The following is a 19889-nucleotide window of genomic DNA, read 5'->3' as shown; positions in this document are numbered from 1 at the left end:
GCTCTGGTGTAGGCTGATCGCATCAGCCTTCTCCGGAGTTTCGACCTCATGCGCGATCTGCAATTGCCTGGCCGTTCCGTGGCCATGGGCCGTCACGGCGCCGCCGCCACCTCGCACAGCCTTGCCACCATCACCGCCATCGAGATTCTGAAACGCGGCGGCAACGCCACGGATGCAGCCATCGCGGCCTGCGCCGTGCAGGGCGTGGTCGAACCCGGCTCGACTGGCATCGGCGGCGACAACTTCGTGCTCTACGCGCCGGCCGGCACCGATACGAAGAAAGGCGGCAAGGTCTATGGCCTGAACGGCTCCGGCCGCGCGCCGAAGGGCCTGACCGCCGACCTGCTGATCAGGCAGGGCCTGAATGAAATTCCGCTGACTTCGCCGCATGCCGTCAGCATTCCGGGCGCCGTCGATGCCTGGAGCAAGCTGAATGCGCGTTTCGGCAAGATGCCGCTGGGCGAATTGCTGCAGCCGGCGATCAGGTTTGCCGAGGAAGGCTTTCCGGTCACCGAGCGCGTCAGCACCGACTGGCGCCGCAACGAGGCCAAGCTGAAGGCCGATGCCAATACCGCCCGCATGTGGCTGAAGGACGGCCGGCCGCCGCAATTCGGCGAGACCTTCCGCGAGCCCGAACACGCCAAGGTGCTGCGCGAGATCGCTGCCAAAGGTCGCGACGGTTTCTATACCGGCTGGGTCGCCGAAGACATCGTGACCTACCTGCGCGGCCTCGGCGCCACGCATACGCTGGAAGATTTCGCCACCCAGGAAGCTTTCTGGGTCGAGCCTATAGCTACGCGTTACAAGGATGTCGAGATTCTGGAGATCCCGCCGAATGGCGTCGGCATCATCACGCTGCTGATGCTGAATATCCTGAGCGGCTTCAACTTAAGCAAATACGATCCGGTCGGCGTCGAGCGTTTCCATATCGAAGCGGAGGCCACCCGCCTCGCTTTCCAGGCGCGCGACCTTTACGTGGCCGACCCCGCCTTTGCCGATGTGCCGATCCAGAAGCTGCTGTCGATGGAATTCGCCGATGAACTGCGCGGCCGCATCGATATGAAGAAAGCCATGGACCCGCCGGGCCCGGTCGGCGGCCAGTCCTATCGCGACACCGTCTATCTCAGCGTGGTGGATGAAGAGGGCAATGCCTGCTCCTTCATCAACTCGTTGTTCTGGCCCTATGGCACGGCGCTGACCAGCCCGAAAACCGGCGTGCTGCTGCAGAACCGCGGCGCCGGCTTCAAGGTCGAGCCCGGCCATCTCAACTGCGTCGAACCGTGGAAGCGACCGCTGCACACCATCATTCCGGCGATGGCGCTGAAGGACGGCAAGCCCTGGCTTTCCTTCGGGGTGATGGGCGGCGGTTTCCAGCCGGTCGGCCAGAGCCATGTGCTGACCAATATGGTCGATTTCGGCATGAACGTGCAGGAAGCCATCGACTGCCCGCGCGGTTTCCACACTGCCGGCAAATTCGAGGCCGAACGCGGCATCCGCGAAGATGTGCTGCTCGGGCTGGCCAATCTCGGCCACGAGATCAAGCAGGCCGAAATGCCGCATGGCGGCGGTCAGGCCATCCTCATCGACGGCGTCAATGGCGTGCTGCAGGCCGGCTCCGATCCGCGCAAGGACGGTTGCGCGCTCGCCTACTAAGCTGAGGGAAAGCGTGGCGCTTCGGGTTCGAGCGCCACGCCGGTCGCGTTCACCGTGAACGACACCAGATGATAAAAGCCGACCAGCGCGATGATCTCGATCAGTTGGTCGGCTTTATAATGGGCCGCCGCTTTCTGCCAGAGCGTGTCATCGACCGTGCCGGTGGTAACCAGCGCATCAGCGAATTCGATCAGCACGGATTCATCCGCCGTCGGCCAGGCCGCAGCATCGCCATGCACGCTGGCACGGATTTCCGCATCGCTGAATTTGGCTTTCGCAGCGAAGAAGCCGACATGCACGCCCCATTCGTATTCCGCTTTCAGCTTCGCCGTCGTGCGCAGGATCAGGATCTCGCGCTGGCGCAGCGTGATCGAGCCTTTGTCGAGCAGTCCGCCGCCGCGCCAGCGCGACAGCACGCGCGGGTTATGCGCCACGGTGCGAAACAATCCAATATCGGCCGGCATCTGCGCCAGTTCGGCAGCGGCCTCGGACGGATAGGGCTGGGTGAGTGGAGCGAGACGGGTCATGGCGCCGGCCTTTCTGCTATGCTATGAATTCAGTAGCAAACTAGTGCTATTAAATCCGTAGCGCAAGGGCCAAAAATGTCCGCCAAACCACCCCTGCCCCACCAGCCCGTCCGCGGTTCCGCCACCGGGCGTCCGATCATGGCGCTGCTGGACCTGCTGGGGCGCCGCTGGAGCCTGCGCGTGCTGTGGGAATTGCAGGGCGGCCCGCTGACCTTCCGGGCCCTGCAGACGGCCTGTGACGGGGTTTCCCCCACGGTGCTGCAGCAGCGGCTCAAGGAGCTGCGTGCAGCCCGTCTGGTCATCCACGATGGCGGCCGGGGCTACGCCCTTACCGAAGCGGCCCGGCGACTGCAACCGAACCTGATGGCCCTGCAGGGCTGGGCCGAGGACTGGGCCAGAGAAACGCCGGGCGGCTCAGAAGAACAGGAATAGGCCTGCCAGCACAAAGCAGAGCAGCACCAGCGTCTCCGTCAGGATCAGCGCGAGCGGTTTCCAGCCGAGCGCGAAGAGTTCGGCGAACGAGGTCTTCACACCGAGCGCGGAGATCGCGATCAGCAGGCACCAGCGCGATACTTCCGAAACGCTGCTGACCACAATGGCCGGCAGCGGGATCACGCTGCCAAGTACGACGAGCGCGATGAAGCCGAGCAGGAAATGCGGCAGCAGCGGCTGGGTCTGTGTGCCGGCACTGGCGGCGCGGGTACGATAGATGAGCCCGATGCCGACGACGACCGGCAGCAGGCAGGCGACGCGCACCAGCTTCACGAAAGTCGCCACATCGCCAGCATGCGGCGACACGGTGAGTCCGGCGCCCAGCACCTGCGCCACGTCATGAATGGTGGCGCCGAACAGCACGCCGGATGCGGTTTCGTCCAGCCCGAGGATCTTCGCCAGGACGGGATAGATGATCATCGCGATGGTGGAAAACGCCGTCACGCCGATCACGGTGAGCAGGGTAAGACGCTCGGCCTGTGGTGAGCGCGGCAATGCTGCCGAAATCGCCATGGCAGCCGACGCACCGCAGATGCCGACGGCGCCGCCCGACAGCAGGCCCTCCTCGCGGCTGCGCCCGGCCAGACGCGCCAGCAGCAGGCCGGTGCTGATAGCGACCGTGACGCCGCAGACTGCCAGCAGAATCGGCACCGGACCGAGTTCAGTGATGCGGTCCATCGTGATGCGGATACCGAGCAGGGCGACGCCGATGCGCAGAACCGTGCGGGCCGACAGGTCGATGCCGGGGCGTACGCGGGCATCGGTGCTGAGGAAGTTGAACGCCATGCCCAGCAGTAACGCGAGCAGGAATTGCGGGCCGCCGTAATGATCGGCAATAAAGCCGACAGCGAGCGCCACCGTGGCGGCGACGGTCAACCCCGGCAACAGGTTGCGGACACGTTCCATGATCGCGGGATCAGAAGCCGCGCTGCTGGCGGATGCGGTTCAACTGGTCCTGCGGGATTTCGAGCCCGACCAGGATCTCGAATTCGCTGGTATGACGCCCCTGCAGCGGCAGAACCTGTTCGAATTCGTCGGCGACGATCACGCGGCGCTGGCCGGCCTTGAACGGGATACGGGCCACGAAGCGCTCGCGCGACAGGATATTCTGCTGCTTGTCGACCACGGCGACGAAATAGGGCACCTGGGCTTCCGCCTGCGTGGCGGCCGGACCGCGGGTGGCGCCAACCTGCAGCACGAAGTTGATGATCACCGTGGTCTGCTTGTCTTCGTATTTGCAGTTGCCGTTGAAATCGACCAGCTCGGTTTCGAAGGTGACATCGGTCAGGTCGCGGCCCGGACCGTCGCGATACTGCGTCGCCTTGCTCGCGTCGCCCAGAATACCGACCTTCGGGCAGGCAGGCATGCGGTTTTGATAATTGCCACCGCAGGCGGAGAGCAGACCAGCCAGCATAACGGCCGTCAGGGCAATCAGCGGGAAACGGAAGGACTGCAGGGTCATGGCAAAAGCTTCGGTGAGGCAGGGCGAGCGGAACGACACCGGAGCATCCAGGCGGCCTTTCCTTCGCGAGGCGAGTGTATTAGTTTGCCCAGCAGTTTCCCGGGCCAGTCCTGTATAGAAGAGGGGCTTCCCCGAGACAAGCGACAGGTCTGCAAGCTATTGAAATGAAATAGCTGATTCAGGCCTGAAATCACTGCCCGGACCTGAGTGACGCCCCCAGAGTGACGCCCAAGAGTGACGCACTGCCGATGACCTCCGCCGACCGCCCTTCGATCTCCCTGGTACTTGCTGCACCGCGCGGCTTCTGTGCCGGGGTCGACCGCGCCATCCAGATCGTGGAGCGGGCGCTGGAACGTTTCGGCGCGCCGGTCTATGTGCGGCACGAGATCGTGCACAACCGCTTCGTGGTCGACAACCTGGCCGCCAAGGGCGCCGTCTTCGTCGACGAGCTGGATGAAGTTCCGGCCGGCGCACATGTGGTCTTCTCCGCCCATGGCGTGCCCAAGTCGGTGCCCACCGATGCCGAAGCCCGCAAGCTCTCCTACCTCGACGCCACCTGCCCGCTGGTCAGCAAGGTGCATCGCGAAGCCGAACGCCATCATCGCGAAGGCCGCCTGATCGTGCTGATCGGCCATGCAGGCCATCCGGAAGTGATCGGTACGATGGGCCAGTTGCCGCCCGGCGCCGTGCTGCTGATCGAAACTGTAGCCGATGTCGCCACGCTTCAGGCGCCGGCCGGCGAACCGCTCGCCTATATCACGCAGACGACGCTGTCGGTCGACGACACCGCGCATATCATTGCCGCGCTGAAGCAGCGTTTCCCGCAGATCGAAGGCCCGAAGAAGGAAGACATCTGCTACGCCACCACCAACCGTCAGGTCGCCGTGAAGGCAATTGCCGCCCACAGCGAGGCCGTCCTGGTGATCGGCGCGCCAAACTCGTCGAACTCACTGCGTCTGGTGGAAGTGGCCAAGCGCGAAGGCTGCCGCATCGCCCTGCTGGTGCAGCGCGCCAGCGAGATCGACTGGTCGGCGCTGGAAGGCGTCAAATCCGTCGGAATTACCGCGGGCGCCAGCGCGCCGGAACTGCTGGTCGAGGAAGTGATCGCAGCCTTCCGCGACCGCTATGACGTGTCGATGCGTGAAATCGCCACCGCCACCGAATCCGTGCAGTTCAAACTGCCGGTCGCCCTCGACGCATCCGCCGCCTAATCCGCATCCCGCCATGGCCGTCTACACCGAAATCGACGAAACGCAGCTCGCTGCCCTGCTGCAACGCTACAAGCTCGGCTGCGCGCTGTCGGTGAAGGGCATTGCCGAAGGTGTGGAGAATTCCAACTACCTGCTCGGCACCGAAACCGGCAACTACATCCTCACGCTCTACGAGCGCCGGGTGAAACGTGACGACTTGCCCTACTTCCTCGGCCTGATGGATCATCTGGCAGCGAAAGGCCTGGCCTGCCCGACGCCGATCCATGACCGCGACGGCAATCTGCTGAACGAAGTGGCCGGCCGCCCCTGCGCCATCATCAGTTTCCTGAACGGCGTCTGGCCGAAGAAGCCCACCGCTAAACAATGCAACGAACTCGGCGCCGCCACGGCACGGCTGCATCTGGCCGGCAAGGATTTTCCAATGCACCGGCCGAATGCGCTCAGCGTGGATGGCTGGGCCAAGCTGGTCGCCGACTGCGCCGACAAAGCCGATACCGTGGTACCCGGCCTGGCCCATGAAATCGCGCGCGAATACGACGCGCTGAAAGCCGCCTGGCCGGAAACGCCCGGTCGCGCCGGCGACCGGCCGCTGCCTCATGGCGTGATCCATGCTGACCTGTTCCCCGACAATGTGTTTTTCATCGGTGAAAGCTTCAGCGGCCTGATCGACTTCTATTTCGCCTGCAATGACTATTTCGCCTACGAACTGGCAATCAACCTGAATGCCTGGTGCTTCGAGGCCGATGGCGCCTTCAACGTCACCAAGGCCCGCGCGCTGCTGAGTGGCTATGAAAGCGTGCGCCCGCTGACCGATGGCGAGGTACATACCCTGCCGCTGTTCGCGCGCGGCTCGGCCTTACGGTTCCTGCTGACGCGACTGTATGACTGGCTCAACCAGGTGCCGGGTGCATTGGTGAAGCCGAAGGATCCACTGGAATACTGGAAGAAGTTGAAATTCCACCGTCAGGTGCTGGGCGCTTCGGCTTACGGCATCGAACGTTGAAAATGAGCGATCTGCAGTCCGTGGAAATCTTCACCGACGGTGCCTGCCTCGGCAATCCGGGTCCGGGTGGTTGGGCCGCCCTGCTGCGGCGTGGCGAGACCGAGAAGGAACTCAGCGGCGGCGAGCCAGACACCACCAACAACCGGATGGAGTTGCTGGCCGCCATCATGGCGCTGGAGGCTCTGAAGAAGCCTTGCACTGTGGCGCTCTATTCCGACAGCCGATATGTAATCGATGGCGCCACCGGCTGGCTGCGCTCCTGGAAAGCACGCGGCTGGAAGACCGCCGACCGCAAACCGGTGAAGAATGTCGACCTGTGGCAGCGGTTCGAAGAAGCCGTCGCCCCGCACAAGGTGAGCTGGCACTGGGTGCGCGGCCATGACGGCCATGTCGAGAATGAACGCGTCGACGTTCTGGCCCGCAACGCTGCCACTGAAATCGCCGGCGACAGCATCAAGCCGTCGAAAAAGAAAAAGCCGGCCCGGTAAACCCGGACCGGCTTTGCATTCAAACCTGCTGGCTTAGATCTGGCCGAGCAGGGTGTTGGCATCCGAGATCTCGAAGGCACCCGGCTTTTCCAGGTTCAGCTGCTTCACCACGCCGTCGTCGACCAGCATCGAGTAGCGCTGCGAGCGCACGCCCATGCCGCGGGCGGTGAGATCGAATTCCATGCCGATCGCCTTGGTCAGTTCGCCCGAACCATCGGCCAGCATCACCACCTTGTCGCCGACATTCTGCGCCTTGCCCCAGTTGCCCATCACGAAGGCGTCATTGACCGAGAGGCAGGCGACGGTTTCCACGCCCTTCTTCTTCAGGTCGTCATATTTCTCGATGAAGCCCGGCAGGTGCTTGGCCGAGCAGGTCGGTGTGAAAGCGCCCGGCAGGGCGAACAGCGCAACCTTCTTGCCCTTGAAGAACTCGGCAGCCTTCACGGCCTGCGGGCCCTGTTCGGACATCACGTACAGCGTGGCATCGGGGATACGGTCGCCAACCTTGATAGTCATGGTTTCCTCTTATGAGTTTGAATCTTGGCCGGTACTAGCGAATACGGCGGGTAAAATGATCTGCTCCGGGCACTGAAACAAGGGTCAGGGCGGCAGCACCAGTTCGGCCTGCATATTCCGGTCAACCAGCGTCAGCCGCAGCGGCTGGTTCGCCTTGTCCGGCGGATAGCCTGCCGGCAGTTCGAAACGGACCTCCTGGCCATTCACGCCCAGATTGACCTCAGGGCGGCCGAACCAGCTGTCAGGGGAGCCTTCCACAAACAGGTCCGGATTCTGCAACGGCACCTGGCTTTGCAGCGTCACGACAAGCCGGTCGGGCTTGAGGCGATGCGACACCAGCTGCAGGCCGGCCTGCGCTGCCGGTTGCGGTACGCGTGCGCGCCATTTCGCGAGCAGGATCAGATTTTCCGACGCCGGAGTCTCCTGACTGCGCAATACCAAGCGATCATTGCGCAGGATGCAGATATCCTTGCACACGCCGTATTCCAGCATCAGATCGAGACCATAAGGTTTGCCCGCCTCCTGCCGCTCGACCTGCAGCGGCAACACCAGCTCCCCGCCATAGCCGTAGAGTTCGGTCTTTCCGATGATGATGCGCCGCGGTGCCGGCCATGCCACATCGACCCGGGCCACATTGCGCGACGCGGTCCAGTCGAACTGGGCCGGTACGCCACCCTCGCCCGGTGTGCGCCAGTAGAATTTCCATCCGGGCGACAGCTGGATATGCAATCCCGCCTCATCGCCACTGCCTTGAATCAGTCCAATTTTCATCGGAACATTCTGCAGCGGCAGGTTTTGGGCCATGGTCGCCGCGCCAGGCCAAACGGCCAGAAACGCGGCAATAATAAGACCGGCAAGCGAGGCCGGGCTGCGAATGGTGTTGATCATGGCCCGAGTCTGGATGCTGCCCTGCCAATTGCAAGACCTGTCATCTGCTGGCGATGTGGACAAGTTGGGCCGGTGGGGTAACATTCGGGTGAAACCGGAGTGTGGTCATGACCGACACCAGCGAAAAGGCGATATCCGGCTATCTCGAAAGGCAGTTGCTGATCGCGATGCCGAGCATGGCCGATCCGCGTTTTGCGCGCACCGTCATCTATATGTGCTCGCATAATGCCGAGGGCGCCATGGGCCTGGTGATCAACAAGCCCTATCCGGGACTCACCTTTCCCAATCTGCTGACCCAGCTCGGCATAGAATCGACTGCTGACAACGACATCATTGTGCGTCTCGGTGGACCGGTCGAAACCGGACGCGGCTTCGTGCTGCATTCGACCGACTACATGCGCCAGGGCAGCGTGAAGATCGACGAGACCATCGGCATCGGTCTGACCGCGACGCTGGACGTGCTGCGCGCCATTGCCACCGGCACCGGTCCGCAACGCAGCCTGTTCGCCCTTGGTTATGCCGGCTGGGGCGCGGGCCAGCTCGACGCCGAAATCCAGGACAATGCCTGGCTGGCTGTGCCTGCCGATTTCGAGCTTATCTTCGAAACGAGCCTGGACAATCTGTGGGATCGCGCCGTGCGCAAGATCGGTGTCGACGTCGCCAAACTGTCGAGCACCGCAGGTCACGCCTGACCCAGCCCTGATCACGCCTCGGGCAGTGAGTCGCCGGCCAGTCGCGCATAAAGCTGGTGGTCGCGCCAGACTCCGTTGATCTTGAGATATTCGCGCAGCAGGCCCTCAGTGCGGAAACCGGCACGATCCAGCAGCCGCCGGCTCGGCAGATTTTCGGGCAGGCAGGCCGCTTCGATCCGGTGCAGTTTCAGCACTTCGAAGCAGTGCCGCAGCATCACCGCCAGCGCCACCCCCATATGCCCCTGCCCGGCGAACGGGCTGCCGATCCAGTAGCCCAGTTCGCCGCATTGCGAGGCGCCGCGACGGATATTCGACAGCGTGATGCCCCCGACCAGATTGTCGTTACGACGCTGGTAAATGAAATAGGCCTCGCCATGCTCCTGCCGACGCAGCCGCTCGAACCACGCCAGCCGGCGCCGATAGCCATCCCGGCTCAGCGAGTCTTCCGCCCAGGTCGGCTCCCAGGGCTGCAAATGCTCACGGCTGATGGCGCGCAAGGTCGCCCAGGCATCGTAGTCGTTGATATCGGGCGCGCGGAGATAGAGTTTTTCGCCATGCAGGATGGGCGCAAGCGGAGGAAGGAAGCGGCCGAACAGCATGTTCCCCCTCCCCGCCTCTCTCGCCTCAGCCGAACCGTGCAGCGAAGCGGTCGTAACTTTCCAGCCGTTCGACCGGACCTAACGCTGCCACCGTGGGCTTTGCCGACCGCATCACCCGCTCCGCCACCTTGCGGACCGCGGCCGCGTCGACGCGGTCGACCGCCGCCAGCACCTCGTCGATATCGAGCGGCCTGCCGAACAGCAGCATCTGGCTCCCCAGCTGCTCGATACGCGCGCCGGAGCTTTCCAGCGACATGACCAGCCCGACCTTCAACTGGGCCCGGGCGCGTTGCAATTCGTCGTCATCGACGCGACCGCAGAGCTTGCCGAGTTCATCGGCCAGCACGGGCATCAGTTCCGGCAGTTTCTCGCCACCGGTGCCGGCATAGACGGTCATCAGGCCGCCATCGCGATAGGAAGACGGATAGGCATAGACCGAATAGGCCAGGCCACGCTTTTCGCGCACTTCCTGAAACAGCCGCGAGGACATGCCGCCACCCAGCACGGTGGCATAGACCTTCATCGCGTAATAATCGGGATCGTCGAAAGCGAGGCCGGGCAGCGCAATCGCGACATGCGCCTGCTCCAGATCGCGCACGGCGCGACGTTCGCCGCCGCCGCCATAGCGAGCGGTCTGCTGCTGCGGTCGCGGCATGCGGCTCAAACCGCCGAAAAGCTTCCCGGCCTCGGCCATCAGGCGGTCGTGATCCACGGCGCCAGCCGCGACCAGTACCAGACTTGGGCCATGATAGAAGCGATCCAGAAAGCCCTGCAGGTCGCCGCGCTGCATGCCGCTGACACGCTCCACGCTGCCGAGGATCGAACGACCCAGCGACGACGACGGAAAAGCCGCTTCCTGCAGATGATCGAAAATGATGTCGTCCGGCGTATCTTCCGACTGGCCGATTTCCTGGATGATGACCTCGCGTTCGCGCTCCAGTTCTTCTGCATCGAAGACGGAATGCAGCAGGATGTCGGACAGGATATCGAGCGCAAGACCGGTATCTTCGGCCATGACGCGTGCGTAATAGGCAGTCTGCTCGCGCGAGGTGAAGGCGTTCAGATGGCCGCCGACCGCTTCGATCTCCTCGGCGATGGCGCGGGCCGAACGGCGCTCGGTGCCCTTGAAGGCCATATGTTCGAGCATATGCGCCACGCCGTTGATCTCCGGCGTTTCGTCGCGCGCGCCGGCATCGACCCAGACGCCGACCGAAACGGTCTTCACCAGCGGCATGGCCTCGGAGACCACCCGCATACCGTTGGAAAGTGTGCCAATCCTGACTGTCATGCTTTTACTCTACGCGTTTCGATGAAATTCCGCACGGTGGCATAATCGTTCTTCAGAATGGTCTGCCGCTCGGGCCGTTCGAAGAGATCCGCCATGCGCGGCGGCAGGGCCGGATGACGGCCGGTCGCCGCCTCCACCGCGGCGGGGAACTTCGCCGGATCGGCCGTGGCAAGCGTGATCAGCGCGGTTTCGGCCGGAATGGCGCGGGCCGCGCGTTGTTCGGCCGCCACCGCCAGACCGACAGCCGTATGCGGATCGACCAGCAGGCCGTTGCCCGCCTCGAAGGCGGTCTTCAGCATCGCCTTGGTCGCGGCCTCGTCAGCCTTGCCGGCGGCGAACAGCTGCTTCGTCTCAGCCAGCGCGTTGGGCGAGACGGTGAAACCTCCGCCCTGGTCCAGTTCGCCCATCAGCTTGCGGATCTGTGCGCCGTCGCGGCCATGCATGTCGAACAGCAGGCGCTCGAAATTGCTCGCCACCTGGATATCCATGCTCGGGCTGATGGTCGGCTCGACGCCGCCCTTGCGATAGTCGCCGTTGGCAAAGAAGCGCGCCAGGATGTCGTTACGGTTGGTCGCCACGATTAGCTTTGCGACCGGCAGCCCCATCTTCACGGCACAGTAGCCTGCAAAGATATCACCGAAATTGCCGCTCGGCACACAGAAGGCCGGCGCGCGGTCCGGCCCGCCGAGACTGAGCGCGGCCGTCACGTAATAGACGATCTGCGCCATCACGCGCGCCCAGTTGATCGAATTCACCGCGGTCAGACCGACGGAATCGCGGAATGGCGCATCGGCAAACAGCGCCTTCACCATCGACTGCGCGTCGTCGAAGGTGCCTTCCAGCGCGATGGCATGCACATTGGCATCCGGCACCGTGGTCATCTGCCGGCGCTGGACATCCGAAACGCGGCCCTGCGGGAACAGGATGAAGATGTCGAGATTGGGACGGCCGCGGCAGCCTTCGATGGCGGCCGAACCGGTATCGCCCGAGGTGGCGCCGACGATGGTGGCGCGCTTGCCAGACCGCGCCAGCGCCCAGTCGAACAACCGGCCGAGCAGCTGCAGCGCCACATCCTTGAAGGCCAGCGTCGGGCCATGGAACAGCTCCAGCACCCAGTCATTGTCGCCACTCTGACGCAGCGGCACGACCGCCTGGTGACCGAAGGTGCCGTAGGCTTCAGCGATCATGCGCTTGAGATCGGCATCCGGAATGCTGCCGCCGACGAAGAGCCTGATCACCCGGAAGGCGACTTCGGCATACGGAAGCCCGCGCATGGCCCGCCAGTCGCTTGCTGAAAACTGCGGCCAGCTTTCCGGCACATACAGCCCGCCATCGGTTGCCAGGCCGGCCAGCAGCACGCCTTCGAAGTCGAGAGCGGGAGCCTGGCCACGGGTGGAGACGTATCGCATGCGTGATCTCAGTTCAGGTAGCGTGCCTTGAGGTGGGCCTTGAAAGCTGCGGTGCCGAGCGGTTTCCCAGTGACCTCGCGCAGCAGCTCGTCGGTGGTCAGCAGGGAGCCGCGGCCATGCACATTGGTACGCAACCATTTCAGCAGCGGCTTGAAGTCGCCCTTGGCAATGCCGGGCAGAATGGACGTATCCTGCGCCCTGGCGGCGGCAAACAACTGCGCGGCCGACATGGCGCCCAATGTGTAAGTTGGAAAATACCCTATAGCACCGGACGGCCAGTGGATGTCCTGCATGCAACCATTGCGATCGTCGGGGACATCGACCCCCAGCAGGGTCTGCATGCCGTCATTCCAGGCATGCGGCAGATCGTCGACCGGCAGATCGTCGCTCAGCATCGCCTGCTCCAGCCGGTAGCGCAGCATGACATGCGCCGGATAGGTCACTTCATCGGCGTCGACGCGGATCAGGTCCGGCTTCACGCGGGCATAGATGCGCTGCATGTTGGTTTCGGACCAGGCCTCACCGCCGCCCTTGAAAGCCTTGCGCAGCAACGGCGTGGCAAATTGCAGGAATTCCGCGCCGCGGCAGACCTGCATCTCGATCAGCAGGCTCTGGCTTTCATGCAGCACCATGCCTCGCGCCTCGCCCACAGGCTGGTCGCGCCATGCCTTGGGCAGGCCAAGCTCATAGAGCGCATGACCGGTTTCGTGCAGGATGCCCATCAGTGCCTTGGTGAAATCGTCCTCGGCATAGCGCGTGGTGATGCGCACATCGTCAGGCACGCCGCCGCTGAAGGGATGCGCACTGACATCGAGCCGGCCGCGATTGAAATCGAAGCCCAGCACCTTCATGAACTTCAGCCCGACCTCGCGCTGCGTCGCGGTCGGGAACGGCCCCTGCAGCGGCAGAGGTTCAGGGCGTTTCGCCTGCTTTGCCAGCGCGCGGTCGATGAAATCGGGCAGGAATCCGGCCAGATCGGCAAACAGCCTGTCGATACTGGCCGAACGTCCGCCGGGCTCGTATTCATCCAGCAGCGCATCGTAAGTACCGAGGCCGAAAGCAGCAGATTTCGCCGCCGCTACTTCGCGGGTCAGTTCCAGCACCGGCTGGAAGGCCCTGGCAAAGGATTTGAAGTCGTTGTCGCGCCGCGCCTTGCGCCAGACCAGTTCGCAGGCCATCGACGCCTTGGCGCGCGCTTCGACCAGCTTCGGATTCAGGGCCGTGGCATGGCGCCACTGCCGCTGCATCTCGCGTAAATTCGCGCGCTGCCAGTCGTCCAGCGCTTTCGTGTCAGCGGCTGCCTGATCGAGCTGGTCGCCCAGCTTTGGATCCGTGATCCATTCATGCCGGAGCACGCTGAGGGTCGCGACCTGTTCGGCGCGCGCCCTGGCGCCGCCCTCGGGCATCATGGTCGCCTGGTCCCAGCCCAGCACCGCCAGCGCACCGTTGATGGCGCTGATGCGGCGGAACTGCTTCTCCAGCGCCTTATAGTGCTTCATTCAAACCGCAGGTTTTCATGTCTTGTCCCGGGCCCGGCCCGAACTCTGGGCATCACGCGCCCGCCGCCGATGCCATACCACATAAATCACCGCCAGTACTACGGCACCGCCATACCAGGTCACGGCATAGGCCAGGTGATTGTTGGGGAATTCGAGCTTGGTCTGGCCGCCCTTCGGCGCGCCGCCCGGCACCGGCGTGTCGTCGGCATCGACGATCAGGTTGGGCACTGCGCCGGTGCCGGCCAGCCGCGCCATCGCAGTCAGGTCGGGGAAGAACCACAGGTTTTGGACCGGATCGTTCTGGGGGGTCAGCCAGCCAGCCACCGGCGCGATACGGGCAATGCCGTGGATGGTCTGCTCACCCGTCATCTGAGCTTCGGGACGCGCCGCGGGATCTTTCTTGTCCGGCGGCACCCAGCCACGGTCGACGAACACATAGCCCGGCGCATCGCTGCGCTTCAGCGGCACCAGAACCTGGTAGCCGTAATTGCCGCGCCTGGACTGGGCCAGCACATAGAATTCATGCGCATGATCGAAGGTGCCGCGGACCGTGACCGTGCGGTAATGCCATTCCTGCGGATCCTGGATCACGGCCGGCAGGTCGACCGGCGGCGCCGTGATGCCGGCTTCCACGGTGGCGATCAGGTCGAGCTTCCAGAACAGCCGCTGCATCTGCCAGGTGCCAAGCGACAACAGCACGATCAGGGCGGGGATGGTGAACAGGGTCGGCCCGAGAGCCGGCCGGAAGCCGAGAGTTTTCAAAGGGATTACTCGCGCAGTAATTCGATATCGGACGACGCCTTGTGGCGGTACTGCAGGGCAATTAGCACGCCCTTGAACGGACGCAGCATACCGATGGCGCCACCCAGGATAAGTGGGGTCCAAAGCACCAGATGCAACCATAGCGGCGGGCCGAAACGCAGTTCGACCCACAGTGCCAGGCCGACCACGACGAAACCAAGGATGAGGATGACGAAAACCGCCGGCCCGTCGCCAGCATCGATCCTGGAATAATCCAGATCGCAGGACGGGCAGCGCGGTTTGATCGTCAACAGCCCGTCAAACAACGGGGCTTCGCCGCAGCGTGGACACCTGCAGCGAAGCCCCGTCGAAACTGGCGACAGCGGCGGATAGAAAGCGGCCGCCATCGCTTAAGCCTTAATGGGCGGCGTGGGATGCACCCGAACCCCACCAGTAGATGGCGGTGAACAGGAACAGCCAGACCACGTCGACGAAATGCCAGTACCAGGCAGCCGCCTCGAAGCCGAAATGATGATCCGGCTTGAAGTGGCCCTTCATGGCGCGCAGCAGGCAGACAATCAGGAAGATGGTGCCGATGATGACATGGAAGCCGTGGAAGCCGGTCGCCATGTAGAAGGTCGAAGCATAGATGCCATCGGTGAAGCCGAAGGCGGCGTGGCTGTATTCGAATGCCTGGCAAGCCGTGAACAACACGCCGAGGATCACCGTCAGGGTCAGGCCCTGCACCAGACCTTTGCGATCATTATGCAGGAGCGCGTGGTGCGCCCAGGTCACAGTGGTGCCCGACAGCAGCAGGATCAGGGTGTTGACGAAGGGCAGTTCCCATGGATTGAAGGTCTCGATCGTGGCAGGCGGCCACTGGTGGTTGATCGCTTCGGTCGGATACAGGGCAGCGCCGAAATAGGCCCAGAACCAGGCGACGAAGAACATCACTTCAGAAGCGATGAACATCACCATGCCGTAGCGCATATGCAACTGCACCACCGGCGTATGGTGGCCGTCATGCTCGGCTTCGCGGATGATATCGCGCCACCAGGCGGCCATGGTGTAAAGCACGACCACGAAACCCGGAACCGTCCACAAATAGCTGTGGCCGTGGAAGGCATAGACCGCACCGATCGCGAGCGCGAAGGCACCCATCGCACCGATGAACGGCCACGGGCTGGGGTCTACAAGATGATAATCGTGGTTACGGGCGCTGCTGCCAGCCATGGTCATACCCCCTGTTTTACGCAAAACAATTGCATGGTTCTCAATTCACCCGCCGGGCGTCGCCGCCACGGTCGGAAACCTTCTTTTCCTCGGTCGGGAGACGGAAGAACGTATAGCTCAGCGTGATCGTGGTGACGTCGCGCGCCTGCGGATCCTTCAAGATCTGTGGGTCGACGAAGAACGATACCGGCATGTCCACGCTCTGTCCCGGTGCAAGCTGCTGCTCAGTGAAACAGAAGCAGGCGATCTTGTTGAAATACTGCCCGGCCTTCTCGGGTGTCACGTTGAAGGCGGCCTGACCTGAAACCGTCCTATCGGTCGGGTTGCTGGCACGATAGAAGATCAGCGTCTCCTCGCCCGGCTTCACCACCACCGTGCGCTGCACGGGCTGGAACTTCCAGGGCATGTCTGGCGCGACATCGGAGTTGAAACGCACTGTGATCGTGCGCTCGCTGGCGTCGGCGACACCGGGCGCCGACTGGGCGCGCATCGGCGTGCCGGCGAAGCCAGTGGTGCGGCAGAACAGGTCATAGAGCGGCGCAGAGACGAAAGCCGCTCCGGTCATCAGCGCGACCGCGCCCAGGCAGGTCAGCGCGATGCGGCGGTTCTTCCGCTGCAGCAGCTTGCGGTCGGGGCTCACGACCCACCTCCGCCCATGCGGGCGATGGTGATGGCATAGAACAGCGCCACAAGGCCGAACAGCACGGCAGCCAGGGCGATGTTGCGCGCGCGGCGGCGCTTGTTTTCATCATGCTCGGACATTGCGTTCATGCCCTCCAGCCCAGGCCGTGTTCAGCCAGCAGAAGAGCGAACAGCAGGAACAGATAAAGGATGGAGAAACCGAACATATGCTTGGCGGCGCGATCGCCGGTGCTGCGCCAGATACGCACCGCAAGCGCCAGGAAAATCGCGCCCAGGGCGGCAGTCGCGCCGCCATAAAGCGGACCGACCAGACCGAGTGCCCAAGGGCTGAGCGTGACCGGCACCAGCAGCAGGCTGTAGATCAGGATCTGGCGGCGCGTTTCGCGGTCACCGGCCACCACGGGCAGCATCGGCACGCCGGCGCGGGCATAGTCATCGGAGCGATACAGTGCCAGCGCCCAGAAATGCGGCGGCGTCCACATGAAGATGATGGCGAACAGCAACACCGGCAGCAGGCTGAGATCACCGGTGACGGCAGCCCAGCCGATCATCGGCGGGAACGCGCCAGCGGCACCGCCGATCACGATGTTCTGCGGCGTGCGACGCTTGAGCCACATCGTATAGATGAAGACGTAGAAGCCGATGGTCAGCGCCAGGATGGCCGCTGCCACCCAATTGACGCCCAGCCCCATCACCAGCACCGAACCGACCGAGAGCACGCAACCGAAACCGAGCGCTTCGTCCTTGGTGATCTTGCCCTGGGGAATCGGCCGGCCCTGCGTGCGGCTCATCAGCGCGTCGATATCGGCGTCGTACCACATATTGATCGCGCCCGAGGCGCCCGCACCGATGGCGATGCACAGCAGCGCGGTGAGCGCGAGCGTCGGATGCAGATGACCCGGCGCCAGCACCATGCCGACCAGACCGGTGAAAACGACCAGCGACATCACGCGCGGCTTGAGCAGCGCGAGATAATCGGCCGGACGGGCCTCACCCGCCCCGGTCAGACCTTGGCCGTAAGCGGCATCGAGGCCGGCATTGCCGGCCTCGTTACGCTGCGAGATGAAACTGGCGTCGGACAACCTGTCCTCCTGGGACTGGAACCCCGGTCTTACTTGATGACCGGAAGCTTCTCGTACTGGTGGAACGGCGGCGGCGACGTGAGGGTCCATTCCAGCGTGGTAGCGCCTTCGCCCCACGGATTGTCAGCCACCTTCTTCTTGCGGATCAGGGCGTAGAGCACCGAGCCAACGAAGAACAACGTCGAGGCAAAGGAGATATACGCGCCGATCGACGACACGTAGTTCCAGCCGGCGAAGGCATCCGGGTAATCCGGAATGCGGCGCGGCATGCCCTGCAGGCCGAGGAAGTGCATCGGGAAGAACAGGATGTTCACACCGATGAAAGTGGTCCAGAAGTGAATCTGGCCCGCCGTCTCGCTCAGTTCGCAGCCCGACATCTTGCCGAACCAGTAATAGAAGCCGGCAAAGATCGCGAACACCGCACCGAGGCTGAGCACGTAATGGAAGTGCGCCACCACGTAGTAGGTGTCCTGCATGTAGGTGTCGACACCGGCATTCGCCAGCACGACGCCGGTGACGCCGCCGACAGTGAACAGGAAGATGAAGCCGATCGCGAACAACATCGGCACGGTGAAGCGGATCGAGCCACCCCACATCGTGGCGATCCATGAAAAGATCTTCACGCCGGTCGGCACCGCGATCACCATCGTGGCGGCCGTGAAATAGGCGCGCGTGTCGACGGCGATACCGGTGGTGTACATGTGGTGTGCCCAGACGATGAAACCGACCACGCCGATGGCGACCATGGCATAGGCCATGCCGAGATAGCCGAACACCGGCTTCTTGGAGAAGGTCGAGATGATCTGGCTGATGATGCCGAAGCCGGGCAGGATCAGGATGTACACTTCGGGATGGCCGAAGAACCAGAACAGATGCTGGAACAGGATCGGGTCACCGCCGCCATCGGGCTTGAAGAAGGAGGTGCCGAAATAGCGGTCGGTCAACAGCATGGTGATGCCACCGGCCAGAACCGGCAGCGACAGCAGCAGCAGGAAGGCGGTGATCAGCACCGACCACACGAACAGCGGCATCTTGTGCAGGGTCATGCCCGGCGCGCGCATGTTGAAGATGGTGGTGATGAAGTTGATAGCGCCGAGGATCGACGACGCACCGGCGATATGCAGGCTGAAGATCGCCAGGCCGACGGCCGGGCCGGGATGGCCGACGTCGGAACTCAGCGGCGGATACAGCGTCCAGCCGGTGCCGGCACCCTGGCCGCCGGCCGGGCCTTCCACCACGGTGGAGAGTAGCAGCAGGCCGAGCGAGGGGATCAGCAGCCAGAACGAGATGTTGTTCATGCGCGGGAAGGCCATGTCTGGCGCGCCGATCATCAGCGGCACGAACCAGTTGCCGAAGCCGCCGATCATCGCCGGCATGACCATGAAGAAGATCATGAGCAGGGCGTGGCCGGTGACCAGCACATTGAACAGGTGGTGGTTGCCGGCAAGGACGCCGTCACCCGGGTTCATCAGCTCGATACGCATCAGCACCGAGAAGCCGCCGCCGATCAGGCCCGAGACCACGGCGAAGATAAGGTACATCGTGCCGATGTCCTTATGGTTGGTCGAGTAGACCCACCGGCGCCAGCCGGTCGGCAGATGATGGTCGTCGTGGGCGTGATCGTGATGATCGTGGGCCGCGGGGGCGTGAGCCTGCGTCATGGCTTCCCTACTCCTGGAGCGTACGGTTACTGGGCGACGCGCGCGTCGGCGAGACGCGGCGACGGGCCATCGACAGAAGCAAATTTCTGCTTCGCTTCCTCGGCCCACTTGGCATAGGCCTCCTTGGAAACGACAACCACCTTGATCGGCATGAAGCCGTGGTTGGTGCCGCAGAGTTCCGAGCACTGGCCGTAGAAGATGCCTTCGCGCTCGGCGCGGAACCAAGTCTCGTTGATACGACCCGGCACGCCATCCTTCTTCACGGAAAACGCCGGAACGGCCCAGGCATGGAGCACGTCNNNTCCAGCAGGCGGGGCTGACCGGGCTTCAGGTCGGCGTCAGGCACGATGCTGGCGTCGAAGGTGAAGTTGCCATTATCGGGATACTCGTAAGACCAGTACCACTGCTTGCCGATCGCCTTGATGGTCAGTTCGGCCTTGGCGGTCTTGTCGGCGAAATACAGCAGCTTAAAGGACGGCACTGCGATCACGATCAGGATCAGGATCGGTACCACGGTCCACAGCACTTCGATCAGGGTGTTATGCGAGGTCTTCGACGGCACCGGATTGGCCGAGGAGCGGAAGCGCCACATCACGTAGATCAGCAGGACCAGCACGAAAAGCGTGATCAGGGTGATGATCCACATCAGCAGATCATGGAAATTGTGCATCTCAGTGGCAACCGGACTCGCGGCCGGCTGCAGGCCGATCAGCCAATGCCCCGGCTGGCCATCGGCAGCCGCGGCGGCGCCGGAAACCAAGGCGGCGAACGCCAGCCCCGAAACGGCCACAGCCGCAGTCAAA

The 19889-nt window shown here is 63.4% G+C and carries 22 protein-coding genes and 1 pseudogene; 6 read left to right on the top strand and 17 right to left on the bottom strand.

The window, feature by feature from the left end:
• The first annotated feature begins 48 nt into the window (after positions 1-48).
• Complete coding sequence (gene ggt / locus CTR53_RS14865) at positions 49-1653, top strand: gamma-glutamyltransferase (protein ID WP_290814955.1); 1605 nt, start codon at positions 49-51, stop codon at positions 1651-1653.
• Here the strand turns inward: ggt and CTR53_RS14860 are convergent.
• Positions 1650-2180, bottom strand: coding sequence for a hypothetical protein (locus CTR53_RS14860; protein ID WP_290814952.1), 531 nt, complete (start codon positions 2178-2180; stop codon positions 1650-1652). The two genes, ggt and CTR53_RS14860, sit on opposite strands and share 4 nt — an antisense overlap.
• 138 nt (positions 2181-2318) lie before the next feature.
• Between CTR53_RS14860 and CTR53_RS14855 the strand changes: the two genes are divergently transcribed.
• Positions 2319-2612 carry a helix-turn-helix domain-containing protein gene (locus CTR53_RS14855; RefSeq protein ID WP_290814949.1) on the top strand — a complete coding sequence of 98 codons (294 nt, stop codon included), beginning with the start codon at positions 2319-2321 and terminating at the stop codon, positions 2610-2612.
• On the opposite strand, the gene CTR53_RS14850 is transcribed toward CTR53_RS14855, so the two are convergent.
• Together CTR53_RS14850 and CTR53_RS14845 are read right to left on the bottom strand one after the other, a co-directional pair.
• Positions 2595-3578, bottom strand: coding sequence for a putative sulfate exporter family transporter (locus tag CTR53_RS14850; protein ID WP_290814946.1), 984 nt, complete (start codon positions 3576-3578; stop codon positions 2595-2597). The genes CTR53_RS14855 and CTR53_RS14850 overlap by 18 nt on opposite strands.
• A 10-nt stretch (positions 3579-3588) precedes the next feature.
• Positions 3589-4173 carry a hypothetical protein gene (locus tag CTR53_RS14845; protein ID WP_290814943.1) on the bottom strand — a complete coding sequence of 195 codons (585 nt, stop codon included), beginning with the start codon at positions 4171-4173 and terminating at the stop codon, positions 3589-3591.
• 209 nt (positions 4174-4382) lie between these two features.
• Between CTR53_RS14845 and ispH the strand changes: the two genes are divergently transcribed.
• Genes ispH through rnhA form a run of 3 tightly spaced genes read left to right on the top strand, consistent with a single transcriptional unit; the run spans position 4383 to position 6836 of the window.
• The gene (gene ispH / locus CTR53_RS14840) at positions 4383-5345 is read left to right on the top strand and encodes a 4-hydroxy-3-methylbut-2-enyl diphosphate reductase (RefSeq protein ID WP_290814940.1); all 963 of its coding nucleotides are present in this window, start codon (positions 4383-4385) and stop codon (positions 5343-5345) included.
• Between the two features lie 13 nt (positions 5346-5358).
• Positions 5359-6348, top strand: a complete 990-nt coding sequence (locus CTR53_RS14835; RefSeq protein WP_290814938.1) for a homoserine kinase — start codon at positions 5359-5361, stop codon at positions 6346-6348.
• A gap of 2 nt (positions 6349-6350) precedes the next feature.
• Complete coding sequence (gene rnhA / locus CTR53_RS14830) at positions 6351-6836, top strand: ribonuclease HI (RefSeq protein ID WP_290814935.1); 486 nt, start codon at positions 6351-6353, stop codon at positions 6834-6836.
• 33 nt (positions 6837-6869) lie between these two features.
• On the opposite strand, the gene CTR53_RS14825 is transcribed toward rnhA, so the two are convergent.
• Together CTR53_RS14825 and CTR53_RS14820 are read right to left on the bottom strand one after the other, a co-directional pair.
• On the bottom strand, positions 6870-7352 hold the full coding sequence (locus CTR53_RS14825) for a peroxiredoxin (RefSeq protein ID WP_290814932.1): 483 nt from the start codon (positions 7350-7352) through the stop codon (positions 6870-6872).
• Between the two features lie 84 nt (positions 7353-7436).
• A complete protein-coding gene (locus tag CTR53_RS14820) occupies positions 7437-8123 on the bottom strand; it encodes a protein-disulfide reductase DsbD domain-containing protein (RefSeq protein ID WP_290814929.1) in 687 nt (228 codons plus the stop codon).
• Positions 8124-8347: 224 nt separating this feature from the next.
• On the opposite strand from CTR53_RS14820, the gene CTR53_RS14815 reads away from it, so the two are divergent.
• Complete coding sequence (locus tag CTR53_RS14815; RefSeq protein ID WP_290814926.1) at positions 8348-8932, top strand: YqgE/AlgH family protein; 585 nt, start codon at positions 8348-8350, stop codon at positions 8930-8932.
• 11 nt (positions 8933-8943) lie between these two features.
• On the opposite strand, the gene CTR53_RS14810 is transcribed toward CTR53_RS14815, so the two are convergent.
• The 12 genes and pseudogenes from CTR53_RS14810 to coxB all read right to left on the bottom strand — a co-directional run bounded on the left by CTR53_RS14810 (position 8944) and on the right by coxB (position 19756).
• Positions 8944-9531, bottom strand: a complete 588-nt coding sequence (locus tag CTR53_RS14810) for a GNAT family protein (protein ID WP_290814923.1) — start codon at positions 9529-9531, stop codon at positions 8944-8946.
• Positions 9532-9556: 25 nt separating this feature from the next.
• Positions 9557-10819: a pitrilysin family protein gene (locus CTR53_RS14805; protein WP_290814919.1), complete on the bottom strand. Its 1263-nt coding sequence runs from the start codon at positions 10817-10819 to the stop codon at positions 9557-9559.
• The gene (gene thrC, locus CTR53_RS14800; RefSeq protein ID WP_290814916.1) at positions 10816-12228 is read right to left on the bottom strand and encodes a threonine synthase; all 1413 of its coding nucleotides are present in this window, start codon (positions 12226-12228) and stop codon (positions 10816-10818) included. The genes CTR53_RS14805 and thrC overlap by 4 nt, the downstream gene beginning before the upstream one ends.
• Before the next feature lie 8 nt (positions 12229-12236).
• Entirely contained in the window at positions 12237-13727 is a 1491-nt protein-coding gene (locus tag CTR53_RS14795) for a carboxypeptidase M32 (RefSeq protein WP_290814913.1), read from the bottom strand.
• 15 nt (positions 13728-13742) lie between these two features.
• Positions 13743-14489, bottom strand: a complete 747-nt coding sequence (locus tag CTR53_RS14790) for an SURF1 family protein (RefSeq protein WP_290814910.1) — start codon at positions 14487-14489, stop codon at positions 13743-13745.
• Positions 14490-14494: 5 nt separating this feature from the next.
• Positions 14495-14875, bottom strand: a complete 381-nt coding sequence (locus CTR53_RS14785) for a DUF983 domain-containing protein (RefSeq protein ID WP_290814908.1) — start codon at positions 14873-14875, stop codon at positions 14495-14497.
• Between the two features lie 10 nt (positions 14876-14885).
• The gene (locus CTR53_RS14780) at positions 14886-15701 is read right to left on the bottom strand and encodes a cytochrome c oxidase subunit 3 (RefSeq protein ID WP_367158982.1); all 816 of its coding nucleotides are present in this window, start codon (positions 15699-15701) and stop codon (positions 14886-14888) included.
• A 40-nt stretch (positions 15702-15741) separates the two neighbouring features.
• Positions 15742-16341 carry a cytochrome c oxidase assembly protein gene (locus tag CTR53_RS14775; protein WP_290814902.1) on the bottom strand — a complete coding sequence of 200 codons (600 nt, stop codon included), beginning with the start codon at positions 16339-16341 and terminating at the stop codon, positions 15742-15744.
• Positions 16338-16472, bottom strand: coding sequence for a hypothetical protein (locus CTR53_RS14770; RefSeq protein ID WP_290814899.1), 135 nt, complete (start codon positions 16470-16472; stop codon positions 16338-16340). The genes CTR53_RS14775 and CTR53_RS14770 overlap by 4 nt, the downstream gene beginning before the upstream one ends.
• On the bottom strand, positions 16469-17350 hold the full coding sequence (locus CTR53_RS14765) for a heme o synthase (protein ID WP_290815216.1): 882 nt from the start codon (positions 17348-17350) through the stop codon (positions 16469-16471). Before CTR53_RS14765 ends, CTR53_RS14770 begins: the two co-directional genes overlap by 4 nt.
• 104 nt (positions 17351-17454) lie before the next feature.
• On the bottom strand, positions 17455-19086 hold the full coding sequence (gene ctaD, locus CTR53_RS14760; protein WP_290814896.1) for a cytochrome c oxidase subunit I: 1632 nt from the start codon (positions 19084-19086) through the stop codon (positions 17455-17457).
• Positions 19087-19112: 26 nt separating this feature from the next.
• Positions 19113-19756, bottom strand: a pseudogene (gene coxB / locus CTR53_RS14755) (cytochrome c oxidase subunit II).
• Between the last annotated feature and the right edge of the window lie 133 nt (positions 19757-19889).

The organism is Ferrovibrio sp., from assembly GCF_002796975.1.
In the GTDB taxonomy this organism is placed as follows: Bacteria; Pseudomonadota; Alphaproteobacteria; order Ferrovibrionales; family Ferrovibrionaceae; genus Ferrovibrio.
Note: the sequence above shows the minus strand (reverse complement) of the source record. Positions and strands in the feature narration are given on the sequence as shown.